The organism is Limnohabitans sp. JirII-31, from assembly GCF_002778315.1.
Lineage (GTDB): Bacteria > Pseudomonadota > Gammaproteobacteria > Burkholderiales > Burkholderiaceae_C > Limnohabitans.
This window is the reverse complement of the sequence record NZ_NESA01000004.1, coordinates 151,218-177,430: the sequence shown is the minus strand read 5'-3', so window position 1 is coordinate 177,430 and position 26,213 is coordinate 151,218. Positions and strand designations below refer to the sequence as shown.

The following is a 26,213-nucleotide window of genomic DNA, read 5'->3' as shown; positions in this document are numbered from 1 at the left end:
TCGCAGGCATTTTTGTTTCTGGAGTCCCTTTGAGCCACCTCTTTTCTGAATTCACCCTGACCTCCCCACGCGGCCCCTTGACCTTGGCCAATCGCGCTGTGGTGGCCCCCATGTGTCAATACTCCGCCAACAACGGCCTCGCCACAGATTGGCACTTGATGCACTGGGGCAACATGCTCAACAGCGGAGCCGGCTTGTTCATCATCGAAGCCACGGCGGTGACCGCACGTGGCCGCATCACCCCTCAATGCTTGGGACTGTGGGATGACACCACGGCCGCTGCTTTGAGCAACACCCTGGATCGTGCTCGGCACTTGGCCCCCAAAGTGCCGGTGTGCATCCAGCTCTCGCATGCCGGGCGCAAAGCCTCAAGCTCTGCCCCTTGGGAAGGCGGACAGTTGCTGGATGCCGCTCACGGCGGTTGGCAACCCGAAGGCCCCTCAGCTCTTCCCCACTTGGCGCAAGAAACGCCGCCTGACGCCCTCAGCACACAAGGACTGGCAGACATCCAGGCCGCGTTTGTCAAAGCGGCACAACGCGCCGAAGCCATGGGCATTGAGGCCGTGGAGTTGCATGGTGCACACGGTTATTTGTTGCACCAGTTTTTGTCGCCCTTGTCGAACCAACGCAACGACGGCTATGGTGGCAACTTTGAAGGGCGTATTCGTTTTCCGCTCGAAGTGTTCCAAGCCGTGCGAGCCGCTTTCAAAGGCAGTCTGGGAATGCGCCTGTCTGCCACAGACTGGGTCGAAGGCGGCTGGACCCCCGAAGAAACTGCCGACTTGGCGTTGCGACTGAAGCAAGCCGGTGCCGACTTTGTGCACATCTCGTCGGGCGGCATCTCGCCACAACAAAAAATTGCCATCGGCCCTGAGTACCAAGTGCCCTTTGCCAAACTGGTCAAACAAAAAAGCGGACTGCCCACCATGACCGTGGGCCTCATCACAACACCGCAACAAGCCGAAGATATCTTGGTGCGTGGTGACGCCGACCTGGTGGCGCTGGCCCGCACCTTCCTCTACAAACCCCGCTGGATGTGGGAAGCTGCCGCTGCACTGGGCGGCACGGTCCAAGCCAGTCAACAATACTGGCGCTGCATGCCGCGTGAAGCACAAGGCATCTTTGGTGCCGTGCGCATTGGCCAACGTTGAAGCTTGAATCGGAGTTCTCATGACACACCCCCTGCCCCACACCACCCGCCAACCCACGAGCGATTTCACGCGCCGCGTCGTGTCCACACTGCTGGCGTCTGCCAGCTTATGCGCCATCGTTGCGTTACCTGCTCAAGTGCAGGCAGACACCTACCCCAGCAAACCCATCACCCTGGTGGTTCCTAACCCACCCGGCGGTTTGTTGGACACCTCGGCCCGTTTGCTCAGCGACCCACTGGCGCGCGCACTAGGCCAGTCGGTGGTGGTGGACAACAAACCCGGCGGCAGCGGCAACCTGGCTTACTCGCTGGTGGCACGCAGCCCGAAAGATGGCTACACCGTGCTGGTGTCTTACTCGGGTTACCACATTGCCAACCCGATCCTGATGGACAAGCTCCCCTGGGAACTCAAAGACCTCACGCCCGTGGGCTTGATCACCGTGGCCACCAACGTCATTGCGGTTCACCCTTCAGTGCCTGCCAACAACCTGAAAGACTTCATCGCCTGGGTCAAACAAAACCCCGGCAAGGTGAACTATGCGTCGCAAGGCAACGGCTCGGTGTCGCACATTGGCACCGAAATTTTCAAACAGCAAACCGGTATTGAGATGACGCATGTGCCCTACAAAGGCTCGGGCCAAGCCATCCAAGACGTGCTGGCGGGCCAAGTGCAAGTGTTCATCTCCACACCCCCTTCGGTGATGGGCCATGTGCTCAGCGGCAAGCTCAAAGCGCTGGCTGTCACTGGCAAAACCCGTCACCCCCAACTGCCGCAAGTGCCCACAGCGTCTGAGGCGGGCTTGCCCGGCTTTGAGCTGGAATCCTGGGTGGCTTTGTATGTAGCGGCAGGCACGCCCAAAGAGGTGGTGCAAAAGCTTTCGCAAGAAGTCAAGCGCAGCATGGAGTCGCCTGACACCAAGCAACGCGCCGATGCCGCCGGTGTGGAAGTGCGCTACCTCACGCCCGAGAACACCACCAAGCTGTTGGAACGCGATACCGCCAGTTGGGCCAAGGCCATCAAGGCGGGCAACATCAAGTTCGACTGAACGCGCGTCCTCACACCAAGCCGTCTTGTACCTGCGGGTAACGCAGTTGCAAGCGCAGCTCGCGCTTCATGCGGCGGTTGTCGAGTCGGCGTGACTCGCTCATGAAGCTCAGTTGCATCGCAGGCAATTCGATTTGAGCTTGCGCCCGGCTGATACGCGGTGGTTTGGGCAAGTTGTAGATCTGCGCGGCCAAGTCAAAGTAGTCGCCCATCTTCAGTTGGGCATCGTCGTTCACGTTGTAGCGCCGCTGTGTTTGGCCTCGCCACAGGGCCAGCTGGCAAGCACGCGCCAAATCGTCGGCATGGATGTGGTTGGTGAACACATCGTCTGGTGCCTCTAACACCGGGCTGCCACGCAGCAAGCGCTCACGCGGCGTGCCGCCTTCGCGGTCAGGCGCGTAGATGCCCGGAATGCGCAACACACTGGCCCGCACACCGGCACGCAAGCGTGCGAAATGGCGCACCCGGGCTTCAGCGTCCACGCGGCGCTGGGCACGCGGGGTGGTGGCGTTGAGCGCACGCGTCTCGCTCACCCAGTCGCCTGCGCAGTCACCATAGACACCGCTGGTTGAGCCATACACCACGCTGTGTGGCGCCGTGCGCAACAACAAAGCACGGGTAAGGGCCAAGGTGCGCGGGTCGGTGTGGCCCTGCAAAGGAGGTGGTGCCAAATGCAACACCCGCGTGGCCAATCCGGCCAAGCGCTTCACGCTTGCGGGTTGGTCTAAATTGCCCATCAAGGGCGTCACGCCCGCGGCACGCAAGGCTGGCACACGCGACGCGCTGGAGGTGAGCGCCAAGATGCGCACATGACGCTGGGTACGCGCCACACGCAGGCCCACGTCACCACAGCCCACGATGAGCAGCCGTTCACGGCGAAAGCGCGCAGGCAGCGCGCCAAGAGGGGTTTGGTTGGAAGGCAAAATACGCTTTGTAAAAGTTCAAGGATACCCAAAGATGAGTTTCAACATCACGGTCCAACCCAGTGGCCGCGCATTCACCGCCAACCCCGACGAAACCTTGCTCGCAGCTGGCCTGCGCCAAGGCATTGGATTGCCTTATGGCTGCAAAGACGGCGCCTGCGGCTCCTGCAAGTGCAAAAAAATCTCTGGCGATGTGACACACGGCACCCACCAAGACAAAGCCCTGAGCGCCGAAGAAGAAGCCAACGGCTTTGTACTGACCTGCTGCGCCAGCGCGCACAGCGATGTGGTGCTGGAGTCGCGCCAAGTGACCGAAGAAGGTGCCTTCCCGATCAAAAAAATGCCGGTGCGCGTGATTTCGCTGGAGAAGAAATCGCACGACGTGATGGTGGTGCAACTGCAACTGCCCGCCAACGACGTGATGAAGTTCCACGCCGGTCAGTACGTGGACTTCTTGTTGCGCGATGGCGACCGCCGCAGTTACTCCATGGCCAATGCACCCCACACCTTGGTGGCAGGCAGCCCCGCCATCGAGCTGCATATCCGCCACATGCCCGGCGGCAAGTTCACTGACCACGTGTTTGGTGCGATGAAGGAAAAAGAAATCCAACGCATTGAAGGCCCCCAAGGCAGCTTTTACTTGCGCGAAGACTCGGACAAGCCCTTGGTCTTTCTGGCCTCGGGCACAGGCTTTGCGCCCATCAAGGCCATGCTGGAGCACATGCAACACAAGGCCATCACACGCCCTGTCACGCTGTACTGGGGCGGCAGACGCCCCAGCGATTTGTACCTCAACGACTGGGTGCAAGCCCAGCTGGCTTTGATGCCCAACCTGCGCTATGTGCCCGTGATCTCGGACGCTTTGCCTGAAGACGCGTGGCTTGGCCGCACCGGCTTTGTTCACCAAGCAGTGTTGCAAGACACACCCGATTTGAGCGACTACCAGGTGTATGCCTGCGGTGCCCCCATCGTGGTGGACTCGGCGCGCAGCGCCTACACCGCAGCGGGCTTGCCCAGCGACGAGTTCTATGCCGACTCGTTCACCTCGGCGGCCGACAAAGTCACCGCCTAAGCTGCACCACCCGCCATGTTCCACCCATTGCACGCCCACACCCACGCACGCCCTCTGGCTCGTCTGCTGCTCATTTGGGCCGTGGGCATGACCGCGCTCAGTGGGTGGGCACAGAGCTTTCCCAACAAGCCCATCCGCTGGGTGGTGGTGGCGCCCGCGGGCTCGTCACTGGACGTGATTGCGCGTGCCATGCAAGAACACCTCAAAGACCACCTGGGCCAAGCCGTGGTGGTGGACAACAAGCCGCAGGCGGGCGGCACGCTGGGCACCGCCGAGGTGGCCAAATCGGCGCCCGACGGCCACACCTGGGTCATGTCGTACAACGGCCCGCTGGCCTTTGGCCCGCACCTCTACCCCAAGCTGCCCTACCAACCGCTGCGCGACTTGCAGCCGGTGATGATCACCACCTCGCAACCCAATGTGATTGCTGCCAACGCCCAGTTCCCGGCCAACACCATGCGTGAATTGGTGAGCCAGCTCAAACAGCACCCCGGCCAATACAACTTCGCCTCGGTGGGCAACGGCAGTGCGTCGCACCTGACGATGGAATACATCAAGGCCGTCACCGGCACCTTTGCCGTGCACATTCCTTTCAACGGCAGCCCGCCTGCCGTGCTGGCCACGGTGGCGGGGCAAACACAACTCATGGCCTCGGTGCCAACCGCGCTCACGCCGCAAGTCAAACAAGGTCGCTTGAAATACCTGGCCGTCACCAGCGCACACCGCTACGCCCTGCTGCCCGATGTGCCCACCGTGGCGGAGAGCGGCGTGCCTGAACTCAAAGGCTTTGAAGCGCTGGCTTGGAATGGCGTGTTGGTGGCTGCGGGCACACCGCGTGCGGTGGTCGATCGCATCAACAGCGCGCTCAACGCCGCCTTGAACGACCCCGCAGTGCGCGAACGCTTGAAGAACGCAGGCCTCGACCCGGTGGGCGGCACGCCTGAGCAGTTCACTCAGTTGATTGCCCAAGAGTCCGCAAAGTGGGCGCCCATCATCCAGCGCTCAGGCGCTCGCATCGACTGAGGCGGCTTGTGTTTCACACCTCGCGCCCTCGCCTGCACGTCATCACGCGGGCGCACCCACAGCACCCACCACAGCACCCACCACAGCCCCTTCAAGCACGCTCAAAGCTGCACCTGCTGCTCGCGCTGCTGCTGCCCATGGCGGTCATGGCCCAAGCCCCGAGCACCAAGCCCATCCGCTTGATCGTGCCCTACGCCGCAGGCGGTCCCATTGATGTGACGGCACGCGCCCTGGTCGAGCGCGTCAAAGACACCTTGGGCCCGGTGATCATCGACAACCGACCGGGCGCTGGCGGCAACATCGGCGCTGACGCCGTGGCCAAGGCCACGCCTGATGGCTCGGTGATCGGCATTGCCGCAACCGCCACCCATGCGGTGAACCCCTGGCTCTACAGCCGCATGCCCTACAACGCGGCCAACGACTTTTCGCCCATCACCCAAATGCTGCGCGTGCCCAACGTGCTGGTGATGAACGCAGCCACCGCCCAACGCTTGCAGATTGCCTCGCTGGCCGACTTGCTGCGCTACGCACGGGCCCATCCGGGGCAACTCAACTTTGGCTCGGGGGGCAACGGCAGCGCCGGGCATCTGGCGGGTGAATTGTTCAAAGCCCGCGCCGGCATTTTTGCGGTGCACATTCCCTACAACGGGGGCAACCCCGCGCAGCTGGCGCTGCTGTCGGGCCAGGTGGATTTCAACTTCGACAACCTGGCCACCGCAGCCCCCAACATCAAGAGCGGCAAGTTGCTGGCACTGGCCGTGACCACACGCCAACGCAGCCCCCACATGCCCGATGTGCCCGCCGTGGCCGAGACACTGAGCAACTTCTCGGTTGACACCTGGTGGGGCCTGGTGGCACCCGCAGGCACGCCCACAGCAGTGATTGAGCGCCTCAACCTCGCCTTCACCCAAGCCTTGAACGCGCCCGAAACACGGCAACGTTTCGCGGTGTTGATGGCCGAGCCTGCACCCAGCACGCCGCAGGCCTTTGGCCAGTTCATGGTGTCTGAGTTGTCGGCCTATGAACGGGTGGTCAAGGCCAGCGGCGCCAAAGTAGACTGAGCCCATGCCCACACCACCGCGCCACCCCGAACTGCACGCCCGAGAGGTGGAGCTCTTGCGACCTTTGCATTGGCTGGCGCTGGCGTGGCGCGACATGGAGCGCTGCCCCACGGCAGGCGTGATGCATGGCCTGATCTTGGCCCTCGTGGGGGGTGCCTTGTTTTGGTTTGCACGGCATGCGTTTTGGTGGCTGGCCGCCATGCTGTCGGTGTGCATGACCATTGCCCCCTTGCTCGCCTCGGGCCTGTACGACATCAGTCGTCGGCTAGAGCGCGGCGAAGACGCCAGCGTGGCCGACGCGTTTCGCATTTGGTTCAGCGGCGACCGCCGACTGCGTCAATTTGGCCTGCTGTTGGCGCTGACCAGCGTGGGCTGGCTGGTGTGCTCTGCCGCACTCATCCATTGGATGCTGCCCGCCAGCGTGTACTCGCCCGCCGACTTTGTGCGACTGGTGGTGTTGCAACCCAACTTTGGTTTGTTTGAGCTGTGGGTGCTCATGGGCGCGGTACTGGCCGCCCCCATGTTTGCCTCCACCTTGGTGACCATTCCCCTCTTGCTCGACCATCCCACCCTGAGCTTGCAACAAGCCATCCTCACCAGCTGGCGGGTGGTGGCCCTCAACCCCTTGGCCATGGCGCTGTGGGCGGCGCTGCTGAGTTTGTTCACCGCGCTGGGCATTGGGTCTGCCTTCTTGGGGTTGCTGGCGGTGGTGCCCATGTTGGGACACGCCAGTTGGCATGCCTACCGCGATTTGGTCAGCCATGACCCGGACGCGCATTGAGCGGGTATGACCGAAGAACAATTCGCCCAATTTGGCCTGACCTTCGGCGTGGGGGGCTTCATGCTCTACATGCTGTTCATCATTTACTCGTTGGCACGAGAGTCCAAAGCGGGCAAGTTCGGCACCTTTGTGCTGTTTTTGGTGCTGGCCTTTGGCATGATTGGCTTCATTGCCAAGCAGGTGCTAATTTGGATCATGACGCCTTGAGCGTCACCGCCCCCCACCCACACTCTCGCCCGACTCACTCACCCAAGTAGGCTTCACGCACCTTGGGGTCGTGCAACAAATCGCTGGCTGCACCGCTGAGGGTGATCAGGCCAGACTCCATCACATAGGCGCGGTCGGCAATGTGCAAGGCACGGCTGGCGTTTTGCTCCACCAGCAGCACCGTCACGCCTTGGGCCGACACCTCGTTCACCACCTCAAAAATTTTGTCCACCATCAAGGGCGACAAGCCCATCGACGGTTCGTCGAGCAACAAGATGTGGGGCCGACTCATCAGGGCACGGCCCATGGCCAGCATCTGTTGTTCGCCGCCCGACAAGGTACCCGCCAGTTGGTCACGCCGTTCTTTGAGGCGCGGGAAAGTGGTGAACACGCGTTCGATGTCATCGGTCACCGCAGCGGCGTCGCGGCGGAGGTAGGCCCCCATTTGCAGGTTCTCAAAAATCGTCATGCGGGTGAACACGCCGCGCCCTTCGGGCACCATGGCCAGGCCTTGTTGCACCAAGTCCCAAGGCCCCAAGCCTCGGATGTCTCGCCCCATCAGTTCAATCTGCCCACCCACCAAAGGCAGCAAACCAGTGATGGCTTTCATGGTGGTGGTTTTACCCGCCCCGTTGGAGCCGATCAAAGACACCAGCTCACCCGCGCGCACCTCCAAGCTCACGCCTTTGACGGCCTGAATGCCGCCATAGGCCACTTCGGCCTGGCGAACGCTGAGCAACACAGGGGCTGAGTCGTGGGCACGCATGTCAGTGGCCTCCTGTGCCCAAGTAGGCCTCGATGACCTGAGGGTCGCGTTGCACCTCGGCGGGCGTGCCCTGCGCGATCACCTTGCCGTAGTCCAGCACCGTCACGCGATCGCACAGGCCCATCACCAATTTCACGTCATGCTCAATCAGCAACACCGTGCGGTGGTCGTGGCGAATTTTGTCGATCAGCGCACGCAGCTGCACCTTCTCGGTGGCGTTCATGCCCGCAGCGGGTTCATCCAGCGCAATGAGTTGCGGGTCGGTGGCCAAGGCTCGGGCAATTTCCAAGCGGCGCTGGTCGCCATAGCTCAGCGTGCGCGCCTTGTAATGGGCCAAGGGGGCAATGCCCACGTAATCGAGCAGCTCGTGGGCGCGTTGTTCAATGGCGGCCTCTTCGGCCATGAAGTGGCGGGTTTTGAAGATCGCACCCAGCAAGCCAGAGCCCGTGCGCACATGGCGACCCACCATGACGTTTTCCAATGCTGTCATCTCAGCAAACAAACGGATGTTTTGAAACGTGCGGGCAATGCCCGCCTGTGCCACGCGGTGCACGTCCGTCGGTTGGTAGGGACGCCCCGCCAACTCAAAGCGCCCAGTGTCGGGCGTGTACAGCCCGGTGATGACGTTGAAGAAGGTGGTCTTGCCCGCGCCGTTGGGGCCAATCAAGCCATACACCTGACCACGCGCAATCTGCATGCCCACATCGCTCAAGGCCTGCAAGCCACCAAAGCGTTTGGAAATGCCCGACACCTGGAGCACCCAATCGGGCGACAGGGCCGATGGGGGCGACACCGCCGTCATGGCGGGCTGGGTCATGGCAAGCGTGGCCGACGTTTCATGTGTGGTTGATGTGGCAGTGGTCACGGCTTGGCTCCTGGCTGGGGCAGGTGTTGGCCGTGCTCAGGGCTGGGCCACAGACCACGCGGCCGCCACAGCATGACGCCCACCATGGCCAAGGCAATCAACAGCTGACGCAGGATGGCCGCGTCCAAACGACCATCGGTCATTTCTTGCAAGGGGCCCGCCACATAGCGCAGGGCTTCGGGCAAAGCGGCCAGCAACACAGCCCCCAAAATCACGCCGGGCAAATGGCCCAAGCCACCCAGCACCACCATGGCGACGATCATCACCGACTCCATGAGGCTGAACGACTCCGGCGAGATAAAGCCTTGGAAGGCCGCGAACATGGCCCCCGACATGCCGCCAAACGTGGCGCCCATGCCAAAGGCCATGAGCTTCAAGTTGCGCGTGTTCAAGCCCATGGCCTTGGCGGCAATTTCGTCTTCACGAATCGCCATCCAGGCGCGTCCAATGCGCGAGTTTTCCAGCCGGTGGCACACCACCACGCTCGCCACCACCAGGGTGAGGAAGAGGTAGTAATACAAGGTGACGCCAGGCAGTTCGATGAAGCCCAAATCCAAACGCCGCGACAAGGGATAGCCCCACACCGTGACCGCATCGATCGGCCCAATGCCTTTGGGTCCGTTGGTGATGTTGACGGGTTGGTCGAGGTTGTTCAAAAACACGCGAATGATTTCACCAAAGCCCAGTGTGACGATGGCCAAGTAGTCGCCCCGCAGCTTCAAGGTGGGCGCACCCAGCAGCACGCCAAACAGTCCAGCCAAGCCAGCGGCCAGCGGCAGCACCAGCCACAAACTCAGGTGCAGGCCTTGTGGAAAGAGTGCGGCCATGGCCGGAAAACTCTCCAGCAAATGCGGTGAGGCGAGCAGTCCATACAAGTACGCACCCACCGCAAAAAACGCCACATAGCCCAGGTCGAGCAAGCCCGCATAACCCACCACAATGTTCAAGCCCAGCGCCAGCAACACATAGAGCAACGACATGTCGGCAATGCGCACCCAGGCATTGCCAAAGCTTTGCAACACCAAGGGCAGCGCCAGCAGCAAGGCGGCCATGAGCCAGCGGTTCGACAGGTGACGTGTCATGCGCGGTCCGCCACACGCTCACCCAGCAAGCCCGAGGGTCGCAAGGTCAAGATCAAGATGAGCACCAGAAACGCCAAGATGTCGGTGTACTGGCTGCCCAGCACACCACCTGTCAACTCACCCAGGTAGCCCGAGCCGATGGACTCGATCAAGCCCAGCAACAAGCCGCCCACCACCGCGCCCGTGAGGTTGCCAATGCCACCAAACACAGCCGCCGTGAAAGCTTTGAGGCCGGGCAAAAAGCCCATCGCGTGCTGCACCGTGCCGTAGTTCGACGCCCACATCACCCCCGCAATGGTGGCCAGCACCGCACCAATGACAAAGGTGGCCGAAATCACCACATCGGGTTTGACGCCCATCAAGCTCGCCACGCGCGGGTTCTCGGCCGTGGCCCGCATGGCGCGCCCCAGCGACGTGGCATTGACCAACCACGACAGCACGGCCAGCGCCATGGCGGTGACCGCCAAGATCATCAGTTGGGTGGGCGTGATCACCGCGTCGCCAATGGGTATCGGCGTGCTGGGCAACAGCGTGGGGTAAGGCTTGTAGTTGGGCTTCCAGATGATCATGGCCAAGGTTTGCAGCAAGATCGAGATGCCAATGGCGGTGATCAAGGGTGCCAACTTGGGCGCGTTGCGCAATGGGCGGTAGGCAATTTTTTCAATCGCCAAATTCAAGGCCGCTGCGGCCACACAGGCCACCACCATGGAGAGCAACAAAATCACCCAACCCGGCGTGTTGGGCAACAAGGGCTGCAACCAACCGATCATCGACCAGCTGCACAACGCGCCCACCATCAACACCTCGCCATGCGCAAAGTTGATCAGGTTGATGATGCCGTAGACCATGGTGTAGCCCAAGGCCACCAGCGCATACATGCTGCCCAGCACGAGACCATTGATGACCTGTTGAAGCAAAACATCCATAGGGGTTCACTGACCTGCTTGTTGGTTTTTGTCACGCAACTGGCGCAACTTGTCGGCTATTTTGATTTCCAAACCGCGCTCTACCGGGCGGTAGAAGCCCGGATTGTGCAGCCCCTCAGGCATGTAGGTTTCTCCGGCGGCAAAGCCGTCTTCTTCGTCGTGCGCGTAGCGGTAGCCCTTGCCCCAGTCCATGTCTTTCATCATCTTCGTGGGCGCGTTGCGCAAATGCATGGGCACCGGGCGGGTGCCATCTTTTTTGATGAGCGCGCGCGCCTCGTTGTAGGCCTTGTAGACCGCGTTCGACTTGGGCGCCACCGCTAGGTACACCACGCACTCGGCCAGGGCCAACTCGCCTTCGGGGCTGCCCAAGCGCTCGTACACCTCGGCGGCGTCCAGCGCCAAACGCAGGGCACGTGGGTCGGCCAAGCCAATGTCTTCGCTGGCCATGCGAATCAAACGACGCGCCATGTACTTGGGCTCGGCCCCACCATCGAGCATGCGCACCAGCCAATACAGCGCGGCATCGGGGTCGGAGCCACGCACCGACTTGTGCAAGGCGCTGATGGTGTCGTAGAACTGTTCGCCGCCTTTGTCGTAGCGGCGCATGCGCTCGCCGAGCACACGCATCAACCAAACGTCGTTGATCTCTGGAAGCTTTTCACGTGTGGCCGCAACAGCCAAGGTTTCTAGGGTGTTGAGCAAGCGGCGGGCATCGCCATCGGCATAGGCCACCAAACGTTGGTGTGCTGCTTCGTCCAGGGCGGGCACCGCGTCAATGGCTTGCGCCTTGGCGATGATTTGGCCCAGGTCGTCCACGGACAAGGGTTGCAACACATACACCGCGGCACGCGACAACAAGGCCGAGTTCACCTCGAACGAGGGGTTTTCGGTGGTCGCACCAATGAAGGTGAACAGCCCCGACTCGACATGCGGCAAAAACGCGTCTTGCTGGCTTTTGTTGAAACGGTGCACCTCGTCCACAAACATGATGGTGCGCCGAGGGTCCAAGCCATCGCGCACGGCCACCGCCATCTCCACCGCTTCACGGATTTCTTTCACACCGCCCAACACCGCGCTGATGGACAAAAACTGTGCATCAAACGCATCGGCCATCAAACGCGCGATGGTGGTTTTGCCCACACCGGGCGGGCCCCACAAAATGCAGCTGTGTGGTTGGCCCGACTCAAACGCCACTCGCAATGCCATGCCCTCGCCCAGCAAATGCTGCTGACCAATGACCTCGCCCAAGATGCGTGGGCGCAGGCGTTCGGCGAGGGGGATGTGGGTGGAAGACACGTTGGGGAGGAGGAATCGGGTGATGGCCAAAGTGTAGCGAAGGGGGTCAAGCGGGAGAGGCTTGGCGGTTAAATGGGGCAGCCATGACCACGGGAACGGAATGGGGCCCTGCCGAGCGGTTCGTATCTGGGTCCGCGCCCACTAAGGCGCAACAAGGCCGTCATGCCCGTGCAAGAAAGCCGTCAACAGTGAATAACTCGCGCCTGCGAGTGCTTGACTACTTGGGAAGTCCCTGTGAAGGGTTAGGTCTCACTCGGCGGGCCACGCCCACTCCTTGATTGCCTGCACTGACTCGACTTGCAGCACCACCTCAGTTCTATGATGCCCAGTGTGGGCCAACAGGGGGATGCCTACTCACTGGGTCGCGAACATCTGAACCTCCTGTAGATCAGCCCAGTAGTACTGGGACAGCCATTCATACCGAACAGTTCTGTTAAACCGTTCGACATAAGCGTTTTGCTGCGGTTTGCCTGGCTGGATGTATTCAAACCGGATGCCCCATTGTTTGGCCCAGCACTGAATGCTGTTGCCCTTGTTCCAGCAGGGAGATGGCACCTGCACACTCTCCGCCGAGATGGTCGAGCAATGCAAAGTCGTTTTGGCCCGAGACATGCAGCTGCTGAGCTATGAGTTGGCGCATTTTTCCCTCGGGCAGTAGGCCCGCAAAGAAAGGGCGGCTCAGATGGTCATCAAAGGTGGCGGCTTGGAGTGGCAAGGCGCAAGAGATGGCCATGGCTTGGGGGTTTTGCAGCCACTCCTGCGCGTATTCAAAGCTGAGTCGTCCGTTGACCAAACCCAATGTGCCCACGGGTTCATTGAAGAGCCAGACTTTTAATTTATGCGGCATCTCTTGTGTTCTCATGTTCAGGTGATGTCAAACCCTCCACGTGGATCACCCCACCGAGAGAGGCGATCACGCGCATCACCGCATCGAGTCGCACAGTTGGTTTGCCAGCTTCTAACTCAACAATAAAGCGCACCCCCACGCCTGCTGTCAATGCCAGTTGGGGCTGTGTGAGCCGCAGATGTTTGCGCGTTGAGCGAATGGCTTGGCCCAGCTGTTGAGCCGATGTGATGGTTGTCATGCAATTTCCCGTTCGGTAAATTATCCGGGGGTTTTCTCTGCACGGCAAGAATATTTCCCGATAGGGATATAAGTGAATACTCACGCAAGCCGTGTCAGAAAAAATCCCGAACGGGAAATTATTATTCCCTTGCGTCCTTGTTTAAGTGATTCAACCTAGAAACGGCAGTCAACCCGTCGCTGCCATCGTCGCTGCCATCGTCGCTGCCATCGTCGCTGCCATCGTCGTTGGAGGTCTAAACGGGCCAATGATGGGGGCGATCTTGTCGGTTTGCCTGACTGGAAGGCAAGTCTCAGAGGCCATGCCCTCGCCCAAGCTGCTTGGGCGCAGGCGTTCAGCGAGGGGGATGTGGTTGGGAATGAGGAATCGGGTGATAGCCAAAGTGCAGCGAAGGGGTTCAAGCGGGTAATGCTTGGCGGTTCACATGTCCAAAAAAAGAACCTCATAAGGTACAATTTAAGTGTGTCTTCTTATAGAAAAATTCCAGCAATTTTTTATTGCACTGCGAGTGGCGATGAACCCGTCCGTGACTGGTTGAAGGGACTGGACAAATCAGATCGGCAGAGCATCGGGGAAGACATTGCATACGTGCAGTACAAGTGGCCGATCGGCAAACCAACCCAGCCGATATCGAGTTGGCAAACAAACGATTCAAGGAGTGGCAACATGGCCAAGACAACTAAGCCGAACCCCCATATGGGCAGCAGTTTTGATGACTTCCTCAAAGAGGATGGCATCTATGAAGAGGTACAGGCCCGTGCACTCAAGCGAGCATTGGCCGAGCAATTAGACGACGCCATGCAAAGCGGCAAGATCAGCAAAGTCAGCATGGCGCAACGGATGGCGACCAGCCGCTCCCAGCTTGACCGCGTGCTTGACCCGAGCAACTTGTCCATTCAGCTGGACACCTTGATCAAGGCGGCAAGCGCAGTGGGAAGAACGGTGGAAATTCGTTTGAAGACTACCCCCCAGCGAACGCGCGCTAAGGCAGCGTGAGCAAGATGCATCCATGAGGCTACACAGTGAAGTGAGCGACGGCGCATCCGACGTGCTGTTTCGGGTGTTGGGAGAAGCAGGCCGTCATACGCGAACATCGGTTGGCGTGGCCCAGTTGCCCAAGGGCGCGACCGTTGAACTGGATTTGATGGCAGCGATTTAGCTGAAAGGCCAGCCATGCCGAAGATTGACTACCGACTCAACACTGCGTTGAACACATTTGACATCATCCGTGTCTTCAACAACTCAGGCATCACACGCCCTACGCAAGATGCAGCGCGCATCGCCCTGATGTTTGCCAACGCCAATGTGGTGGTGAGCGCATGGGACGGCGACCACTTGGTGGGCGTGGCGCGGGCATTGAGCGACTTTTGTTATTGCTGCTACCTGTCTGATCTGGCCGTGGACCATGCCTACCAGCGCCAGGGCATCGGCGACGCCTTGATCACCCAGGTACGCCACGCCATGGGCGACGGGGTGTCGCTGATTTTGCTGTCCGCTCCGGGGGCTATGGGCTACTACCCCAAGGTGGGATTCACAGCGGCAGACAACGCGTTTGTGATCAAGCGCCAGGCTTGATCAAGCCCACCGCCTCAAACACCTCGCACCACGCAGCCAACTTGCACGTGAACGACCAGCTGGCATTGGCCGGGCTGGTGGAGGGCAGACGGTACACCGGCAGTCCCAAAGCCTGCGTGATGCGGGCATGGCGAAAGCTCTCGCCACCGTTGTGGGCAACGCCCGCCAAGGCCGGGCAACGCTGGCGCAGGCTGGGTAAATCGTTGACTTGGGCATTTTGAATTTGGCTGTCCAAGCTACCCTCACGCTCACACGCGGCGTACACATCCCACAGGCCCACGCCATGGGCGAGCAACCACTGAGCACGTGCGTCGTAGTGCTGCGCCAGCACAGCCGCTGGGTCGGGCGATAACAAGGTGGCCACGATTTTCCAAAAATGGTTCTGTGGGTGGCCGTAATACTGCTGAGCGCGCAGCGAGGCCACACCCGGAAAACTGCCCAACACGACCAAGCGGGTGTTGGCGCTGAGCAAAGGCGGCAGGCCTTGCAGCGTGGGCTGCGGCGTCGGGTGGCGTGTCATGGATAAAGGGCCACCAACGGCCAAGCTGGGCTGGGCTCAGGGCCGCACCACGTCCACGCCCTTGGGCGGCACAAAGTTGAACTGCGCCACACCCAGATTGGCAGGGTTGATCTCGAAGCGCTCAAAGCTCAGCACCGAGCGCTGACCCAAGGCGTCCAAGATGTCGAGCTTGTCCAAGGCTGTGCCCTGTGCTTGCACACGCAAGCCAATGCGCACCGACTGCAAGGCACTGTCGCGACTCTTGGGTGTGGCTTGCACCCACTGCAAGCCGTTGGCGTCGGGCTCGGCTTGCAAGGTGAATTCTTTTTGCAAGGCTGCCAGATCGGCGGCAGTGGCAATCAAGGCGGCGGGCGTGCTGCCCAAGGCTTGGGCTTGCTTGCGGGCTGTCACCTGGGCCAGGTCTGCGTCATACAACCACAAGGTTTGTCCATCGGCGACGATGGTTTGGGGAAATGGTTTTTGGTAATCAAAGCGAAAGCGCAAGGGCCGCACAAACGCAAAGCTGCCCACCGAGGTTTTGCTGCGCACCGCTTGGTCGGGCCTAGCCAGGGACGTCACCACCTGGGTGAAGTCGGCACGTCCACTTTGGGTGGTTTTCAAGAAAACAGCCAAGGTGTCTAGGCTGTTGGCATGCGCCACGCCGACGCACGCACACGCCCCAGCCAAAGCCCACCCCATCACCGCATGCAGGATCGCGTGTGTCCACCGCTTCAAGCTGCCCAGAGTCTGTGCGAGCGACACCTCAAGAGCTGGGTTATTCATGGCGAACAGTTGAGGTTTGTCATGCGGTGGAGGTGTGACGCTACTCATCACGCTTGGGCACCAAAATTTCGCGCTGGCCGTTGTTGCTCATGGCGCTGACCATGCCGGCTTTTTCCATGTCTTCCACCAAACGCGCGGCACGGTTGTAGCCAATTTTCAAGTGGCGCTGCACCAGCGAAATGCTGGCCTTGCGGTTCTTCAACACCACTTCGACGGCTTGGTCGTACATCGGGTCTTTTTCTGCGGGTGCGTCGCCAAACAAGTCGGGGCCGCTGGCATTGCCGTCCCCATCCACCGTGCCGCCTTCGAGCACACCCTCGATGTAGTCGGGCTCACCTTGGGTCTTGAGGTAGCTCACCACGCGGTGTACTTCCTCATCGCTGACAAAGGCGCCGTGGACGCGAATGGGCAGCCCGGTGCCGCTGGCCATGTAGAGCATGTCACCCATGCCCAACAAGGCTTCGGCACCCATTTGGTCGAGGATGGTGCGGCTGTCAATCTTGCTGCTGACCTGAAAGGCGATGCGGGTCGGGATGTTGGCCTTGATGAGGCCCGTGATCACGTCCACGCTGGGGCGCTGGGTGGCCAAAATCAGGTGAATGCCTGCGGCGCGGGCCTTTTGGGCCAAACGGGCAATCAGCTCTTCGATCTTCTTGCCCACCACCATCATCAGGTCGGCCAATTCGTCGATCACCACCACGATGTGCGGCAAACGCTGCAAGGGCTCAGGCTGCTCGGGTGTCAGGCTGAAGGGGTTGTAGATGAATTCTTCGCGCGCGGCAGCTTCGTCGATCTTGGCGTTGTAGCCCGCCAAGTTGCGCACACCCAGCTTGCTCATGAGTTTGTAGCGCTTCTCCATTTCGCCCACACACCAGTTCAAGCCCTGTGCGGCTTGGCGCATGTCGGTGACCACCGGTGCCAACAAATGCGGAATACCTTCGTAGACCGACATCTCCAGCATCTTGGGGTCGATCATCAACAAGCGCACGTCGCGCGCTTCGGCTTTGTAGAGCAGCGACAAGATCATGGCGTTGATACCCACCGACTTGCCCGAGCCCGTGGTACCAGCCACCAGCACGTGGGGCATCTTGGCCAGGTCGGCCACGACGGGGTTGCCGACGATGTCTTTGCCCAAGCCCATGGTGAGCATGGACTTGGCTTCGTTGTAAATGTCAGAGCCCAGAATTTCACTCAGGCGAATCGACTGGCGTTTGGCATTGGGCAACTCAAGCGCCATGTAGTTTTTGCCGGGAATGGTCTCGACCACACGGATGGACACCAGCGACAACGAGCGCGCCAAGTCTTTGGCCAGGTTCATCACCTGCGAACCTTTGACACCGGTGGCGGGCTCAATTTCGTAGCGCGTGATCACGGGGCCCGGCGATGCGGCCACCACCCGCACTTCGACGCCAAAGTCTTTGAGCTTTTTCTCGATCATGCGGCTGGTCATCTCCAGCGTCTCGGGGGCCACGGTGTCTTGACGCACCAAGGGGCCGTCGAGCAAGTCCACCTGAGGCAGGCGCGAATCCACCATCTCGGTGAACAAGGGCTTTTGGCGCTCTTTGGCCACGCGCGCGCTCTTGGGCACTTCGACCATTTCAGGTTCAATCACCACCGGCACGGGGTGGTGTTCTTCAATCTCGACGCGTTCTTCAAACACCACTTCTTCGCGTTCACGGGCAGCGGCTTGGCCATAGGCCTCGTCTTGTTCGCGCTCACGGCGCTCGCGCCAAGCCTCGATCCAGCCGTCGACCCAAGCCCCAATGTTCTCAGCGGTTTGGGCCCAGGAGAAACGAAACACCCAAGAGGCACCCACCACACCAAACACGATGAAGATCAAGCCCGAGCCATTGAAGCCCAGCCATTTCAAGCTGAATGGCCCCACCAAATAGCCCAACACGCCACCGCTCACATGCCCAGGCAAGCGATCTTCAAAGCGGTACAGACGGGTCCACTCCAAGCCCACGCTGGAGACCAGCAACAAGGCCAACCCCGCCCAAAATGCAAAACGGGTATGGCGCCAGCCTAAGTTCTCGGTAGGCGGGGCATCGTCTTCACGCAAACGTTCGGCCAAGGAGGCCAGCCAAGCCACCAGCGCAGCCACATAGCACCACCACACCGAATAGCCGAGCAAGAAAAAGCTCATGTCCCCCAACCAGGCACCCAAACGGCCACCGAAGTTGCGCACGCTGTTGCCTGTGCCTGAGGTGGTCCACGCAGGATCCAGCGGGTGATGGGTGAGCAGTGCCAGCAACCAAAACAGCATGAACACAAAACCGGCGGTGAGCGCGATTTCTTGTGCAAAGCGCCTGAATCCGGTGGGTTTGGCGTCGTCGTCGCCTCGGGTCGGACGACGGTCGTTGTTGAGGGTGTTGAGCGAATAGGTCATGTCAGATGGGAGAGCTTACCCGAGGGACGGCCCCACATCACGCAGGGCCTCGGCCGGGTTCTTACAATCTTGTCTTTATTGTCTCTTTCGATCGAGTTGTCACGATGTCTACCCCCCAACACGCCCAAGTTTTGATTCTCGGTTCTGGCCCTGCGGGCTACACCGCCGCCGTGTACGCGGCGCGCGCGAACTTGAAGCCCCTGCTGATCACGGGTATGGCCCAAGGTGGCCAACTGATGACCACCACCGAAGTGGACAACTGGCCCGCCGATGTGAATGGCGTGCAAGGCCCCGAGCTGATGCAGCGCTTCCAGCAACACGCTGAGCGTTTCAACACCCAGATCGTCTTTGACCACATCCACACGGTCGACTTTTCAAAGCGCCCCTTCACACTCACCGGCGACAGTGGTGTCTATACCTGCGACAGCCTGATCATTTGCACCGGCGCTTCGGCCAAGTACCTGGGACTGCCCTCTGAAGAGGCCTTCATGGGCCGTGGCGTGTCGGGTTGCGCCACCTGTGACGGCTTTTTCTACCGCGAGCAACCGGTCTGCGTGGTGGGTGGTGGCAACACCGCGGTGGAGGAGGCGCTGTACCTCTCCAACATCGCCAGCGTGGTGCACCTGATCCATCGCCGCGACAAGTTCAAGGCTGAAGCGATCTTGATTGACAAGCTGATGGACAAAGTGGCCGCAGGCAAGATCGTGTTGCAAACCCACAGCACCCTGGACGAAGTGTTGGGCGACGCCTCAGGCGTGACCGGTGTGCGCCTGAAAAGCACCCAAGACGGCAGCACCCGTGACCTGACGCTGCAAGGCTGCTTCATTGCCATTGGCCACCAACCCAACACCGACATCTTTCAAGGCCAGTTGACCATGAAGGACGGCTACATCGTCACCCAAGGCGGTTTGCAGGGTTTTGCCACCATGACCAGCGTGCCCGGCATCTTTGCGGCAGGTGATGTGCAAGACCATGTGTACCGCCAAGCCATCACCAGCGCCGGCACGGGCTGCATGGCCGCCTTGGACGCCCAACGCTTCTTGGAACAAGAAGGCGTTTGATAAAACGCTATAATTTCAGGCTTTGTTGAATATGGCCCCGTCTTTCAGATGGGGGCAAAGCTGCAAATGTCGGGTTACCGCCACCCTTTCTGGCGAGGTGAGGCGCTCGTGACAACGAGCTGCCGTATAGAAAATCATGGAGTGTCCACATGGCACGCGTATGTGAAGTAACGGGCAAAGGCCCGATGACGGGGAACAACGTTTCCCACGCCAACAACAAAACCAAGCGCCGGTTCTTGCCGAACCTGCAATACCGCCGTTTCTGGGTGGAGACCGAAAACCGTTGGGTGCGCTTGCGCGTGTCGAGCGCGGCTCTGCGCCTGATCGACAAAAATGGCATTGACTCTGTGCTGGCCGATTTGCGCGCCCGCGGTCAGGCTTGATGATTTGCGGGACAGACCGAAGCTTGCAAGCTCTGTCCTCAACTGACTAAATCAATTTAAGGAAACGATCATGGCATCCAAAGGCGGACGCGAGAAAATCAAGCTGGAATCGACAGCCGGCACCGGTCACTTTTACACGACCAGCAAAAACAAGAAAACCATGCCCGAGAAAATGTTGATCATGAAGTTTGATCCCAAAGCTCGCAAGCACGTGGAATACAAGGAAACCAAGCTGAAGTAATTCAGACTGGCCCAATAAAAAACCCGCTGATCGCAAGAACAGCGGGTTTTTGTTTGAAGGAGCGACGCTTAAGCGTGCACGGCACGCAATCGCACAGAGAACTCTTGCAACGCAGCAATGCCACTGTCTTCAGCGCGCTTGCACCAGGCTTGCAGGTCCAGCGCCAACTGGGCGCGGTTGTGGCCCGTGTTGAGCCACAGCTGACGCAGTTCTTCGCGCATACGCACCATCTTGTCTGCCACAGGCAGCACCGCACGGGCTTGGGCGAGTTGGGCCACCACCGCCGCAGGGATTTTCTCTGCATCACGGTGCATCCAGCGCTTGGCGGCAGCCAACACAGATTCGGCAGGCTTGGCTGGCAAGCTGGCAATCTCTTGCTGCATGGCACTGCGCAATTGGCGTGCGTAATTGGCCATCACTTCGTAGCGGTTGGCAATCACGGCTTCCAGAGTCTTCTCATCAGCCACAGGCTTGATGTCGCCAAACGCCAGCTTAGGAGGCGTTTTCTTGACCGTGGCCAAACCGAAAGTTTCCAAAATACGGATGTACGCCCAGCCCAGATCAAACTCATAGGGCTTGACCGACAGCTTGGCCGAAGTGGGGTAGGTGTGGTGGTTGTTGTGCAACTCTTCGCCACCAATGATGATGCCCCAGGGGGAAATGTTGGTGCTGGCGTCAGGGGCCTCAAAGTTACGGTACCCCCAGTAATGCGCCGCACCGTTGATGATGCCCGCGGCAGTGACAGGAATCCACATCATCTGCACGGCCCAAATGGTCAGACCGATGGCCCCAAACAAGGCCAAATTGATGATCAGCATCAGGGCCACGCCCTGCCAAGAAAAACGGGTGTAGACGTTGCGCTCAATCCAGTCGTCCGGTGTGCCATGGCCATAACGTGCCAGGGTCTCGAGATTTTTGGATTCTTTGCGGTACAGCTCAGCACCGGTCAGCAGCACGGTTTTGATGCCGTACACATGGGGGCTGTGCGGATCTTCGGCTTGCTCACACTTGGCGTGGTGTTTGCGGTGAATGGCGGTCCACTCTTTGGTCACTTGGCCCGTGGTCAACCACAGCCAGAAGCGAAAGAAGTGCGACACGATGGGGTGCAAGTCCAGCGCACGGTGTGCGGAATAACGGTGCAAATAAATCGTCACGCTGGCGATGGTGATGTGCGTCAACCCTAAGGTCACCAACACCACTTGCCACCAGGTCAGGTCAAGCAGGCCGTGGCCCAACCAAAACAGGGTTGCGTCAAGCCAAGGCCAATTGGGTAACAACATGCGAAGTTTCCAGTTTCAATGAATATTTGATAATTTTACTTGCGGGTCCAGGCGGCCGCAAAAAAGCCATCCGTGGCATGTAGATGGGGCCAAAGGCGCAAATACAAGCCATCTGGCGTGCAAAGAGAGGCGGCGTTTTCCACCTTCAGCTCGGCCAGGGTCTGGGCTGCCGACATCGGAACAAAGTCTGGGTGGGCGGCGCTGAAAGCTTGGGCAATGGCTTCGTTCTCTTCAGGCAACACACTGCATGTGGCGTACACCAGACGACCACCGGATTTGAGCAAGCGTGCGGCGCTGGCCAAAATAGCCGTTTGTTTGACGGTCAACTCGGCCACCGCTTGCGGGGACTGACGCCATTTCATGTCAGGGTTGCGGCGCAAGGTGCCCAGGCCCGAACAAGGCGCATCGACCAGCACACGGTCAATCTTGCCACTCAAGCGTTTCACCCGGTCATCACGTTCATGGGCAATGGCCGCAGGGTGCACATTGGAGAGCTTGCTGCGGGCCAAGCGTGGCTTCAAAGCTTCCAAACGGTGGGCGGAGGTGTCAAACGCGTACAACCGTCCAGTGCTGCGCATGGCCGCACCAATGGCCAGGGTCTTACCACCGGCACCGGCACAAAAGTCCACCACCATTTCGCCTCGCTTGGCGTCGAGCAACAAAGCCAAGAGCTGCGAGCCCTCGTCTTGCACCTCGATGGCACCACGGGCAAAGGCATCGAGTTGGCTCAGGGCTGGTTTGCCGTCAATGCGCAAGCCCCAGGGGGAATAAGGCGTCAACTCGGCCTTGATACCTGCCAGTTTGAGTTCATGCTGCACATCGCTGCGTTTGTCGGTGAAAGTGTTGACGCGCAAGTCCAGCGGAGCGGAACCATTGAGGCGCGCCACCAAGGGCCAAAACCCATCGCCCACTTGGGCTTTGAGCGGGGCCACCAGCCACTCGGGCAGGTTGTGGCGATGGCGCTCCATCAAATCGGCCGTTTGCACTTGGGCACAGGCGTCGAGCCAGACAATTTCTGGGTCGCTCAGGGCGCTCTTCAAAAAGTCGCGCGGACCCGAGCTGTCGGCTTTGCGCTTGCCGGGGGCAGGCTTGTTGCCAGGACCGCCTGCCGCCATCGGCGCTTGCTGGTCTAAGTGCTCCGCAAAGCCCAAAATGGCCAAGCGGCGCTCTTTGGGGCCAGAGCCTGAGGGTGCAAAGTGGTCGTAGCGCAATTTGTAGCGCAAGACGTTGTAAACCGTCTCGGCCAGAGCGGCACGCTCACGCGGGCCAAAGGCATAGGTTTTACGGTAATCACGGAAAAACTTAGAAACCACGGCGTCAGCCGGATGGTCAAACTTCAAGGTGAGGCGAACAAGCTCGGTACAAGCTTCTAACAGGGCTTTTGGGTGCATAGGGTGTATTGTCCCACCCATGAACGACCAAGACCTACCCCCTCTCGAAGAAACCCCCACCGGCCTGTACCGCCACTACAAAGGCGGCATGTACGAGGTGATTGGCACCGCGCGCCACAGCGAAACGCTAGAGCCCATGACGGTGTACCGCGCACTCTATGGTGCCCATGGTTTGTGGGTACGTCCAGCCACCATGTTCACCGAACAGGTGGTGATCGACGGCCTGCTGCAACCGCGCTTTCAGCGCGCCAACTGAAAAGGCCCTGAACTGAAAGCCCTGCGCTAGGGCGAACGGAGGGGCTGGCAAGGCCCTTCAGGCAAATACGCCGGCGGTGTCTTGCATTTGCGCCGAGACCTGGCCCAAGTGGTGCAGGGTGTCGCCAAAGCTCAGCTCAAGCTGCGTGAGCTTCTTGAAGTAGTGGCTCACGATGTATTCATCGGTCACCCCAATGCCGCCATGCAGCTGCACCGCCTGTTGGCCCACAAAGCGCATCGACGTGCCCAACTGGTACTTGGCACGCGCCATGGCACGGCGACGTTCGTCCTGCGGGGCGTTGAGCTTGAGGGATGCGTAGTAGCTCATGGAGCGGGCCAACTCCAGTTGCATCTTCATGTCGGCCACGCGGTGGCGCAAGGCCTGAAAACTGCTGATGGCCACACCAAACTGCTTGCGCATGTTCATGTACTCGACCGTGATAGCCACGGTTTTGTCCATCACCCCCACGGCCTCGGCACACACAGCCGCAATGCCAATGTCTTGCGCGTGCAGCAAAGCCGTCATGCCGTCGGCGGTCACCAAGGTGGCTGGCGTTTGGTGCAAGCTCAGCTCAGCCGCACGGCTGCCGTCTTGCGTGAGGTAACCCCGGGTCGCCACGCCAGCGGCGTTGCGCTCCACCAAATACAGCCCCATTTGGCCCTTAGCCATGGCAGGCACCAGCCACGCATCGGCCTGGTCACCCGCAGGCACCACGCTCTTGGCACCAGTCAAGGTCCACTGCCCGTTTTGCAATTCGGCAGTGGTCTGGCAATGGGCCAATTGGTAACGCGCGGCGCGCTCTTGATGCGCCAGCACCACCAAAGCCTCACCCGTGGCCACCTTCTCGCACCATGCCGCTTGCACCTCGGCAGGGGCATAGCCTGAGAGCACTGCCCCGGCGATCAAGGTCTGCGCCAAAGGTTCGAGCACGATGCCACGCCCCAACTCTTCCATCACCACCATGCCCTCGACTGGCCCCATCCCCAAGCCACCCAAGGCTTCAGGAATGTAGAGGCCGCCCAGCCCCAAATCGGTCAATTCGCCATAAGCGGCACGCGAAAAACCGCCCTCGGCCACCACCGCACGGCGACGCTCAAAGTCGTAGCCTTTGTCGACCCACTTGCGTACCGCATCACGCAGTTGCTCTTGTTCGTCTGAAAAATTGAAGTCCATGTCTGTTCCTTATCCGAGCACCACTTGGGCCACGATGTTGCGCTGCACTTCGTTGGAGCCACCGTAAATGGTGGTCTTGCGCATGTTGAAGTAGCTCGATGCCAGCGGCGCAGCATGCATGGCACCGCCCGTCCACAAGCCACTGAGCGCAGGGTCGCCCTGCCAGCCCGCCTCCATCGCTTCTTCGATGAACGGCACACTGGCAGGCCCAGCGGCCAGCATCATCAGCTCGGTGTAACGCTGCTGAATTTCGCTGCCTTTGATCTTGAGCAGGCCAGCGATGTCGAGCGTTTGTTTGCCCGACTTCTCGGCGGACAGCACGCGCAGCACCAGCATCTCCAGCGCCACCACATCCACTTCGAGCTTGGCAATTTCATCGCGAAAACGCAGGGCCTCCACACCGCCTGTGGCCGGGTCGTAGACGCCCTCGGCTTTGGCAATGCGCTTCAAGCGTTCCAATTCACGCTTGGCACGGTTGACGTCGGCAATGTTGGTGCGCTCATGCGCCAGCAAATGCTTGGCGTAAGTCCAGCCTTTGTTCTCTTCGCCAATCAGGTTTTCAACGGGTACCTGCACGTTGTCAAACCACACCTCGTTGACCTCGCACTCGCCGTCCAGCAGCTTGATGGGGCGCACACTCACGCCAGGCGACTTCATGTCAATCAGCAAAAAGGAGATACCGGTTTGCGGTTTGCCCTCGTTGCTGGTGCGCACCAGACAAAAAATCCACTCGCCGTATTGACCCAAGGTGGTCCAAGTTTTTTGGCCATTGACCACATAGTGGTTGCCCACACGCTCGGCACGCGTTTTGACCGAGGCCAGGTCTGAGCCGGAGCCAGGCTCGCTGTAGCCCTGACTCCACCACACCTCACCGCTGGCGATGCCGGGTAAAAAGCGCTGCTGTTGCTCGGCATTGCCAAAGGCCATGATCACCGGGGCCACCATGACCGGGCCAAACGGCACGATGCGTGGCGCGCCTGCCAACGCACACTCTTCTTCGAACAAATGTTTTTGCACCGCTGTCCAGCCTGGGCCACCAAATTGCTTGGGCCAGCCGTAACCCAACCAGTTCTTTTGGCCCAAAATTTTGGCCCAACGCTGCATGTCGTCGCGCGTCAAGCGCAAGGCGTTGTGCACTTTGTGCGAAATGTCAGGCGGCAAATTGGCGTGCACCCATGCACGCACTTCTTGACGAAACGCCTCTTCTTCGGGGGTAAAAGCCAAATCCATCGTGGTACTTCCTTCGCCAAAACGTGATTCCTCGTTTTTAGCACGACCGTGCGATTTTTTACCCCTGGATAATTCGGACCAGATGAAAAATATCGTGATCCTGATTTCTGGCAGCGGCTCCAACATGGCTGCCATCGTGCAAACCGCACAAGCCGAGCAATGGGCCAAGCACCTGAACGCGCGCATCAGCGCCGTCATCAGCAACCGCCCCAACGCGCCCGGCTTGGCCTTGGCCAAGTCCCAAGGCATTGCCACCGCAGTGGTCGAGCACACCGCTTTTGCCGCACACGCGCAACCACGTGAGGCCTTTGACGCCGCCTTGATGGCCGTGATCGACACCTATCAACCGCATCTGGTGGTGCTGGCGGGTTTCATGCGCATCCTGACCCCTGGATTTGTGACGCATTACGCCGGGCGTTTGATCAATATTCACCCTTCGCTGCTGCCCGCGTTCACGGGACTGCGCACCCACGAACGTGCGCTGAAAGCCGGTTGCAAATTCGCTGGGGCCACCGTGCACCGCGTGACCGCAGAGTTAGACCACGGGGAAATCTTGGCGCAAGCGGTGGTGCCCGTATTAGTCGGTGACACCCCAGACACCTTGGCCGAGCGCGTGCTGGCGCAAGAGCATGTGATGTACCCGAAAACAGTGGCGCAACTGCTGCAATAA

The 26,213-nt window shown here is 60.1% G+C and carries 29 protein-coding genes and 2 pseudogenes; 15 read left to right on the top strand and 16 right to left on the bottom strand.

Going from position 1 to position 26,213, the window contains the following annotated elements; translation table 11 throughout:
• Positions 1–29 precede the first annotated feature (29 nt).
• Positions 30–1,151, top strand: a complete 1,122-nt coding sequence (locus tag B9Z41_RS07480; RefSeq protein WP_100146420.1) for an NADH:flavin oxidoreductase/NADH oxidase — start codon at positions 30–32, stop codon at positions 1,149–1,151.
• A 19-nt stretch (positions 1,152–1,170) separates the two neighbouring features.
• Positions 1,171–2,196: a tripartite tricarboxylate transporter substrate binding protein gene (locus tag B9Z41_RS07475; RefSeq protein WP_100146419.1), complete on the top strand. Its 1,026-nt coding sequence runs from the start codon at positions 1,171–1,173 to the stop codon at positions 2,194–2,196.
• 10 nt (positions 2,197–2,206) lie between these two features.
• Here the strand turns inward: B9Z41_RS07475 and B9Z41_RS07470 are convergent, their stop codons facing one another.
• A complete protein-coding gene (locus B9Z41_RS07470) occupies positions 2,207–3,118 on the bottom strand; it encodes an SDR family oxidoreductase (RefSeq protein ID WP_100146418.1) in 912 nt (303 codons plus the stop codon).
• 34 nt (positions 3,119–3,152) lie between these two features.
• Between B9Z41_RS07470 and B9Z41_RS07465 the strand changes: the two genes are divergently transcribed.
• From B9Z41_RS07465 to B9Z41_RS07445, 5 genes are all read left to right on the top strand, one after another.
• Entirely contained in the window at positions 3,153–4,190 is a 1,038-nt protein-coding gene (locus tag B9Z41_RS07465) for a CDP-6-deoxy-delta-3,4-glucoseen reductase (protein WP_100146417.1), read from the top strand.
• Positions 4,191–4,205: 15 nt separating this feature from the next.
• The gene (locus B9Z41_RS07460) at positions 4,206–5,213 is read left to right on the top strand and encodes a tripartite tricarboxylate transporter substrate binding protein (RefSeq protein ID WP_233202582.1); all 1,008 of its coding nucleotides are present in this window, start codon (positions 4,206–4,208) and stop codon (positions 5,211–5,213) included.
• Between the two features lie 137 nt (positions 5,214–5,350).
• Positions 5,351–6,274, top strand: a complete 924-nt coding sequence (locus tag B9Z41_RS07455; RefSeq protein ID WP_100146495.1) for a tripartite tricarboxylate transporter substrate binding protein — start codon at positions 5,351–5,353, stop codon at positions 6,272–6,274.
• Between the two features lie 4 nt (positions 6,275–6,278).
• Positions 6,279–7,055 carry a DUF2189 domain-containing protein gene (locus B9Z41_RS07450; protein ID WP_100146416.1) on the top strand — a complete coding sequence of 259 codons (777 nt, stop codon included), beginning with the start codon at positions 6,279–6,281 and terminating at the stop codon, positions 7,053–7,055.
• A 6-nt stretch (positions 7,056–7,061) separates the two neighbouring features.
• The gene (locus tag B9Z41_RS07445) at positions 7,062–7,262 is read left to right on the top strand and encodes a DUF2788 domain-containing protein (RefSeq protein ID WP_100146415.1); all 201 of its coding nucleotides are present in this window, start codon (positions 7,062–7,064) and stop codon (positions 7,260–7,262) included.
• A 34-nt stretch (positions 7,263–7,296) separates the two neighbouring features.
• On the opposite strand, the gene B9Z41_RS07440 is transcribed toward B9Z41_RS07445, so the two are convergent.
• From B9Z41_RS07440 to B9Z41_RS07405, 8 genes and pseudogenes are all read right to left on the bottom strand, one after another.
• Entirely contained in the window at positions 7,297–8,028 is a 732-nt protein-coding gene (locus tag B9Z41_RS07440; RefSeq protein ID WP_100146414.1) for an ABC transporter ATP-binding protein, read from the bottom strand.
• A gap of 1 nt (position 8,029) precedes the next feature.
• Positions 8,030–8,830 carry an ABC transporter ATP-binding protein gene (locus tag B9Z41_RS07435; RefSeq protein WP_100146494.1) on the bottom strand — a complete coding sequence of 267 codons (801 nt, stop codon included), beginning with the start codon at positions 8,828–8,830 and terminating at the stop codon, positions 8,030–8,032.
• A 59-nt stretch (positions 8,831–8,889) separates the two neighbouring features.
• The gene (locus tag B9Z41_RS07430) at positions 8,890–9,975 is read right to left on the bottom strand and encodes an ABC transporter ATP-binding protein (RefSeq protein ID WP_100146413.1); all 1,086 of its coding nucleotides are present in this window, start codon (positions 9,973–9,975) and stop codon (positions 8,890–8,892) included.
• Positions 9,972–10,901, bottom strand: coding sequence for a branched-chain amino acid ABC transporter permease (locus B9Z41_RS07425; RefSeq protein ID WP_100146412.1), 930 nt, complete (start codon positions 10,899–10,901; stop codon positions 9,972–9,974). Before B9Z41_RS07425 ends, B9Z41_RS07430 begins: the two co-directional genes overlap by 4 nt.
• Before the next feature lie 6 nt (positions 10,902–10,907).
• Complete coding sequence (locus tag B9Z41_RS07420) at positions 10,908–12,197, bottom strand: replication-associated recombination protein A (RefSeq protein ID WP_100146493.1); 1,290 nt, start codon at positions 12,195–12,197, stop codon at positions 10,908–10,910.
• A 357-nt stretch (positions 12,198–12,554) separates the two neighbouring features.
• Positions 12,555–12,710: pseudogene (locus B9Z41_RS07415) on the bottom strand (integrase core domain-containing protein); the annotation flags it as partial.
• Positions 12,682–13,044, bottom strand: coding sequence for a HipA N-terminal domain-containing protein (locus B9Z41_RS07410; protein WP_100146410.1), 363 nt, complete (start codon positions 13,042–13,044; stop codon positions 12,682–12,684). The pseudogene B9Z41_RS07415 and the gene B9Z41_RS07410, both read right to left, overlap by 29 nt.
• A complete protein-coding gene (locus B9Z41_RS07405) occupies positions 13,034–13,282 on the bottom strand; it encodes a helix-turn-helix transcriptional regulator (RefSeq protein ID WP_100146409.1) in 249 nt (82 codons plus the stop codon). The genes B9Z41_RS07410 and B9Z41_RS07405 overlap by 11 nt, the downstream gene beginning before the upstream one ends.
• A 270-nt stretch (positions 13,283–13,552) precedes the next feature.
• On the opposite strand from B9Z41_RS07405, the gene B9Z41_RS17215 reads away from it, so the two are divergent.
• The 3 genes and pseudogenes from B9Z41_RS17215 to B9Z41_RS07390 all read left to right on the top strand — a co-directional run bounded on the left by B9Z41_RS17215 (position 13,553) and on the right by B9Z41_RS07390 (position 14,857).
• Positions 13,553–14,278: a helix-turn-helix domain-containing protein gene (locus B9Z41_RS17215; protein WP_233202581.1), complete on the top strand. Its 726-nt coding sequence runs from the start codon at positions 13,553–13,555 to the stop codon at positions 14,276–14,278.
• Between the two features lie 25 nt (positions 14,279–14,303).
• Positions 14,304–14,441: pseudogene (locus B9Z41_RS16930) on the top strand (RidA family protein); the annotation flags it as partial.
• 14 nt (positions 14,442–14,455) lie between these two features.
• Complete coding sequence (locus B9Z41_RS07390) at positions 14,456–14,857, top strand: GNAT family N-acetyltransferase (protein ID WP_100146407.1); 402 nt, start codon at positions 14,456–14,458, stop codon at positions 14,855–14,857.
• Here B9Z41_RS07390 and B9Z41_RS07385 read toward each other — a convergent pair.
• The 3 genes from B9Z41_RS07385 to B9Z41_RS07375 all read right to left on the bottom strand — a co-directional run bounded on the left by B9Z41_RS07385 (position 14,841) and on the right by B9Z41_RS07375 (position 18,528).
• The gene (locus B9Z41_RS07385; protein WP_100146406.1) at positions 14,841–15,377 is read right to left on the bottom strand and encodes a DNA-deoxyinosine glycosylase; all 537 of its coding nucleotides are present in this window, start codon (positions 15,375–15,377) and stop codon (positions 14,841–14,843) included. The genes B9Z41_RS07390 and B9Z41_RS07385 overlap by 17 nt on opposite strands.
• Before the next feature lie 36 nt (positions 15,378–15,413).
• Positions 15,414–16,055: an outer membrane lipoprotein chaperone LolA gene (lolA, locus tag B9Z41_RS07380; RefSeq protein ID WP_100146405.1), complete on the bottom strand. Its 642-nt coding sequence runs from the start codon at positions 16,053–16,055 to the stop codon at positions 15,414–15,416.
• Positions 16,056–16,179: 124 nt separating this feature from the next.
• Positions 16,180–18,528: a DNA translocase FtsK gene (locus tag B9Z41_RS07375; protein ID WP_100146404.1), complete on the bottom strand. Its 2,349-nt coding sequence runs from the start codon at positions 18,526–18,528 to the stop codon at positions 16,180–16,182.
• A gap of 104 nt (positions 18,529–18,632) precedes the next feature.
• On the opposite strand from B9Z41_RS07375, the gene trxB reads away from it, so the two are divergent.
• The 3 genes from trxB (at position 18,633) to rpmG (ending at position 20,213) form a co-directional block, all read left to right on the top strand.
• Positions 18,633–19,589 (top strand): thioredoxin-disulfide reductase, encoded by a 957-nt coding sequence (gene trxB / locus B9Z41_RS07370; RefSeq protein ID WP_100146403.1) that lies wholly within the window; start codon positions 18,633–18,635, stop codon positions 19,587–19,589.
• Positions 19,590–19,738: 149 nt separating this feature from the next.
• Positions 19,739–19,972, top strand: a complete 234-nt coding sequence (rpmB, locus tag B9Z41_RS07365) for a 50S ribosomal protein L28 (protein WP_100146402.1) — start codon at positions 19,739–19,741, stop codon at positions 19,970–19,972.
• 70 nt (positions 19,973–20,042) lie between these two features.
• Positions 20,043–20,213: a 50S ribosomal protein L33 gene (rpmG, locus tag B9Z41_RS07360; RefSeq protein ID WP_100131508.1), complete on the top strand. Its 171-nt coding sequence runs from the start codon at positions 20,043–20,045 to the stop codon at positions 20,211–20,213.
• A 68-nt stretch (positions 20,214–20,281) separates the two neighbouring features.
• Here rpmG and B9Z41_RS07355 read toward each other — a convergent pair whose 3' ends face one another.
• Complete coding sequence (locus tag B9Z41_RS07355) at positions 20,282–21,493, bottom strand: acyl-CoA desaturase (protein ID WP_100146401.1); 1,212 nt, start codon at positions 21,491–21,493, stop codon at positions 20,282–20,284.
• Between the two features lie 35 nt (positions 21,494–21,528).
• On the bottom strand, positions 21,529–22,884 hold the full coding sequence (locus B9Z41_RS07350; RefSeq protein ID WP_100146400.1) for an RsmB/NOP family class I SAM-dependent RNA methyltransferase: 1,356 nt from the start codon (positions 22,882–22,884) through the stop codon (positions 21,529–21,531).
• Between the two features lie 19 nt (positions 22,885–22,903).
• On the opposite strand from B9Z41_RS07350, the gene B9Z41_RS07345 reads away from it, so the two are divergent.
• On the top strand, positions 22,904–23,140 hold the full coding sequence (locus B9Z41_RS07345; protein WP_100146399.1) for a DUF1653 domain-containing protein: 237 nt from the start codon (positions 22,904–22,906) through the stop codon (positions 23,138–23,140).
• A gap of 57 nt (positions 23,141–23,197) precedes the next feature.
• Here B9Z41_RS07345 and B9Z41_RS07340 read toward each other — a convergent pair whose 3' ends face one another.
• Positions 23,198–24,313 carry an acyl-CoA dehydrogenase family protein gene (locus B9Z41_RS07340; RefSeq protein ID WP_100146398.1) on the bottom strand — a complete coding sequence of 372 codons (1,116 nt, stop codon included), beginning with the start codon at positions 24,311–24,313 and terminating at the stop codon, positions 23,198–23,200.
• 9 nt (positions 24,314–24,322) lie between these two features.
• Positions 24,323–25,543 carry an acyl-CoA dehydrogenase family protein gene (locus tag B9Z41_RS07335; RefSeq protein ID WP_100146397.1) on the bottom strand — a complete coding sequence of 407 codons (1,221 nt, stop codon included), beginning with the start codon at positions 25,541–25,543 and terminating at the stop codon, positions 24,323–24,325.
• Between the two features lie 82 nt (positions 25,544–25,625).
• Between B9Z41_RS07335 and purN the strand changes: the two genes are divergently transcribed.
• Positions 25,626–26,213 carry a phosphoribosylglycinamide formyltransferase gene (gene purN, locus B9Z41_RS07330; protein ID WP_100146396.1) on the top strand — a complete coding sequence of 196 codons (588 nt, stop codon included), beginning with the start codon at positions 25,626–25,628 and terminating at the stop codon, positions 26,211–26,213.

Coding starts and splice junctions, on each gene's coding strand:
- B9Z41_RS07475 (WP_100146419.1), top strand. CDS start 1,171: ATGACACACCCCCTGCCCCACACCACCCGCCAACCCACGAGCGATTTC.
- B9Z41_RS07465 (WP_100146417.1), top strand. CDS start 3,153: ATGAGTTTCAACATCACGGTCCAACCCAGTGGCCGCGCATTCACCGCC.
- B9Z41_RS07460 (WP_233202582.1), top strand. CDS start 4,206: ATGTTCCACCCATTGCACGCCCACACCCACGCACGCCCTCTGGCTCGT.
- B9Z41_RS07455 (WP_100146495.1), top strand. CDS start 5,351: ATGGCGGTCATGGCCCAAGCCCCGAGCACCAAGCCCATCCGCTTGATC.
- B9Z41_RS07450 (WP_100146416.1), top strand. CDS start 6,279: ATGCCCACACCACCGCGCCACCCCGAACTGCACGCCCGAGAGGTGGAG.
- B9Z41_RS07445 (WP_100146415.1), top strand. CDS start 7,062: ATGACCGAAGAACAATTCGCCCAATTTGGCCTGACCTTCGGCGTGGGG.
- B9Z41_RS07440 (WP_100146414.1), bottom strand. CDS start 8,028: ATGCGTGCCCACGACTCAGCCCCTGTGTTGCTCAGCGTTCGCCAGGCC.
- B9Z41_RS07435 (WP_100146494.1), bottom strand. CDS start 8,830: ATGACGGCGGTGTCGCCCCCATCGGCCCTGTCGCCCGATTGGGTGCTC.
- B9Z41_RS07430 (WP_100146413.1), bottom strand. CDS start 9,975: ATGACACGTCACCTGTCGAACCGCTGGCTCATGGCCGCCTTGCTGCTG.
- B9Z41_RS07425 (WP_100146412.1), bottom strand. CDS start 10,901: ATGGATGTTTTGCTTCAACAGGTCATCAATGGTCTCGTGCTGGGCAGC.
- B9Z41_RS07410 (WP_100146410.1), bottom strand. CDS start 13,044: ATGCCGCATAAATTAAAAGTCTGGCTCTTCAATGAACCCGTGGGCACA.
- B9Z41_RS07405 (WP_100146409.1), bottom strand. CDS start 13,282: ATGACAACCATCACATCGGCTCAACAGCTGGGCCAAGCCATTCGCTCA.
- B9Z41_RS07390 (WP_100146407.1), top strand. CDS start 14,456: ATGCCGAAGATTGACTACCGACTCAACACTGCGTTGAACACATTTGAC.
- B9Z41_RS07385 (WP_100146406.1), bottom strand. CDS start 15,377: ATGACACGCCACCCGACGCCGCAGCCCACGCTGCAAGGCCTGCCGCCT.
- lolA (WP_100146405.1), bottom strand. CDS start 16,055: ATGGGGTGGGCTTTGGCTGGGGCGTGTGCGTGCGTCGGCGTGGCGCAT.
- B9Z41_RS07375 (WP_100146404.1), bottom strand. CDS start 18,528: ATGACCTATTCGCTCAACACCCTCAACAACGACCGTCGTCCGACCCGA.
- trxB (WP_100146403.1), top strand. CDS start 18,633: ATGTCTACCCCCCAACACGCCCAAGTTTTGATTCTCGGTTCTGGCCCT.
- rpmB (WP_100146402.1), top strand. CDS start 19,739: ATGGCACGCGTATGTGAAGTAACGGGCAAAGGCCCGATGACGGGGAAC.
- rpmG (WP_100131508.1), top strand. CDS start 20,043: ATGGCATCCAAAGGCGGACGCGAGAAAATCAAGCTGGAATCGACAGCC.
- B9Z41_RS07355 (WP_100146401.1), bottom strand. CDS start 21,493: ATGTTGTTACCCAATTGGCCTTGGCTTGACGCAACCCTGTTTTGGTTG.
- B9Z41_RS07350 (WP_100146400.1), bottom strand. CDS start 22,884: ATGCACCCAAAAGCCCTGTTAGAAGCTTGTACCGAGCTTGTTCGCCTC.
- B9Z41_RS07345 (WP_100146399.1), top strand. CDS start 22,904: ATGAACGACCAAGACCTACCCCCTCTCGAAGAAACCCCCACCGGCCTG.
- B9Z41_RS07340 (WP_100146398.1), bottom strand. CDS start 24,313: ATGGACTTCAATTTTTCAGACGAACAAGAGCAACTGCGTGATGCGGTA.
- B9Z41_RS07335 (WP_100146397.1), bottom strand. CDS start 25,543: ATGGATTTGGCTTTTACCCCCGAAGAAGAGGCGTTTCGTCAAGAAGTG.
- purN (WP_100146396.1), top strand. CDS start 25,626: ATGAAAAATATCGTGATCCTGATTTCTGGCAGCGGCTCCAACATGGCT.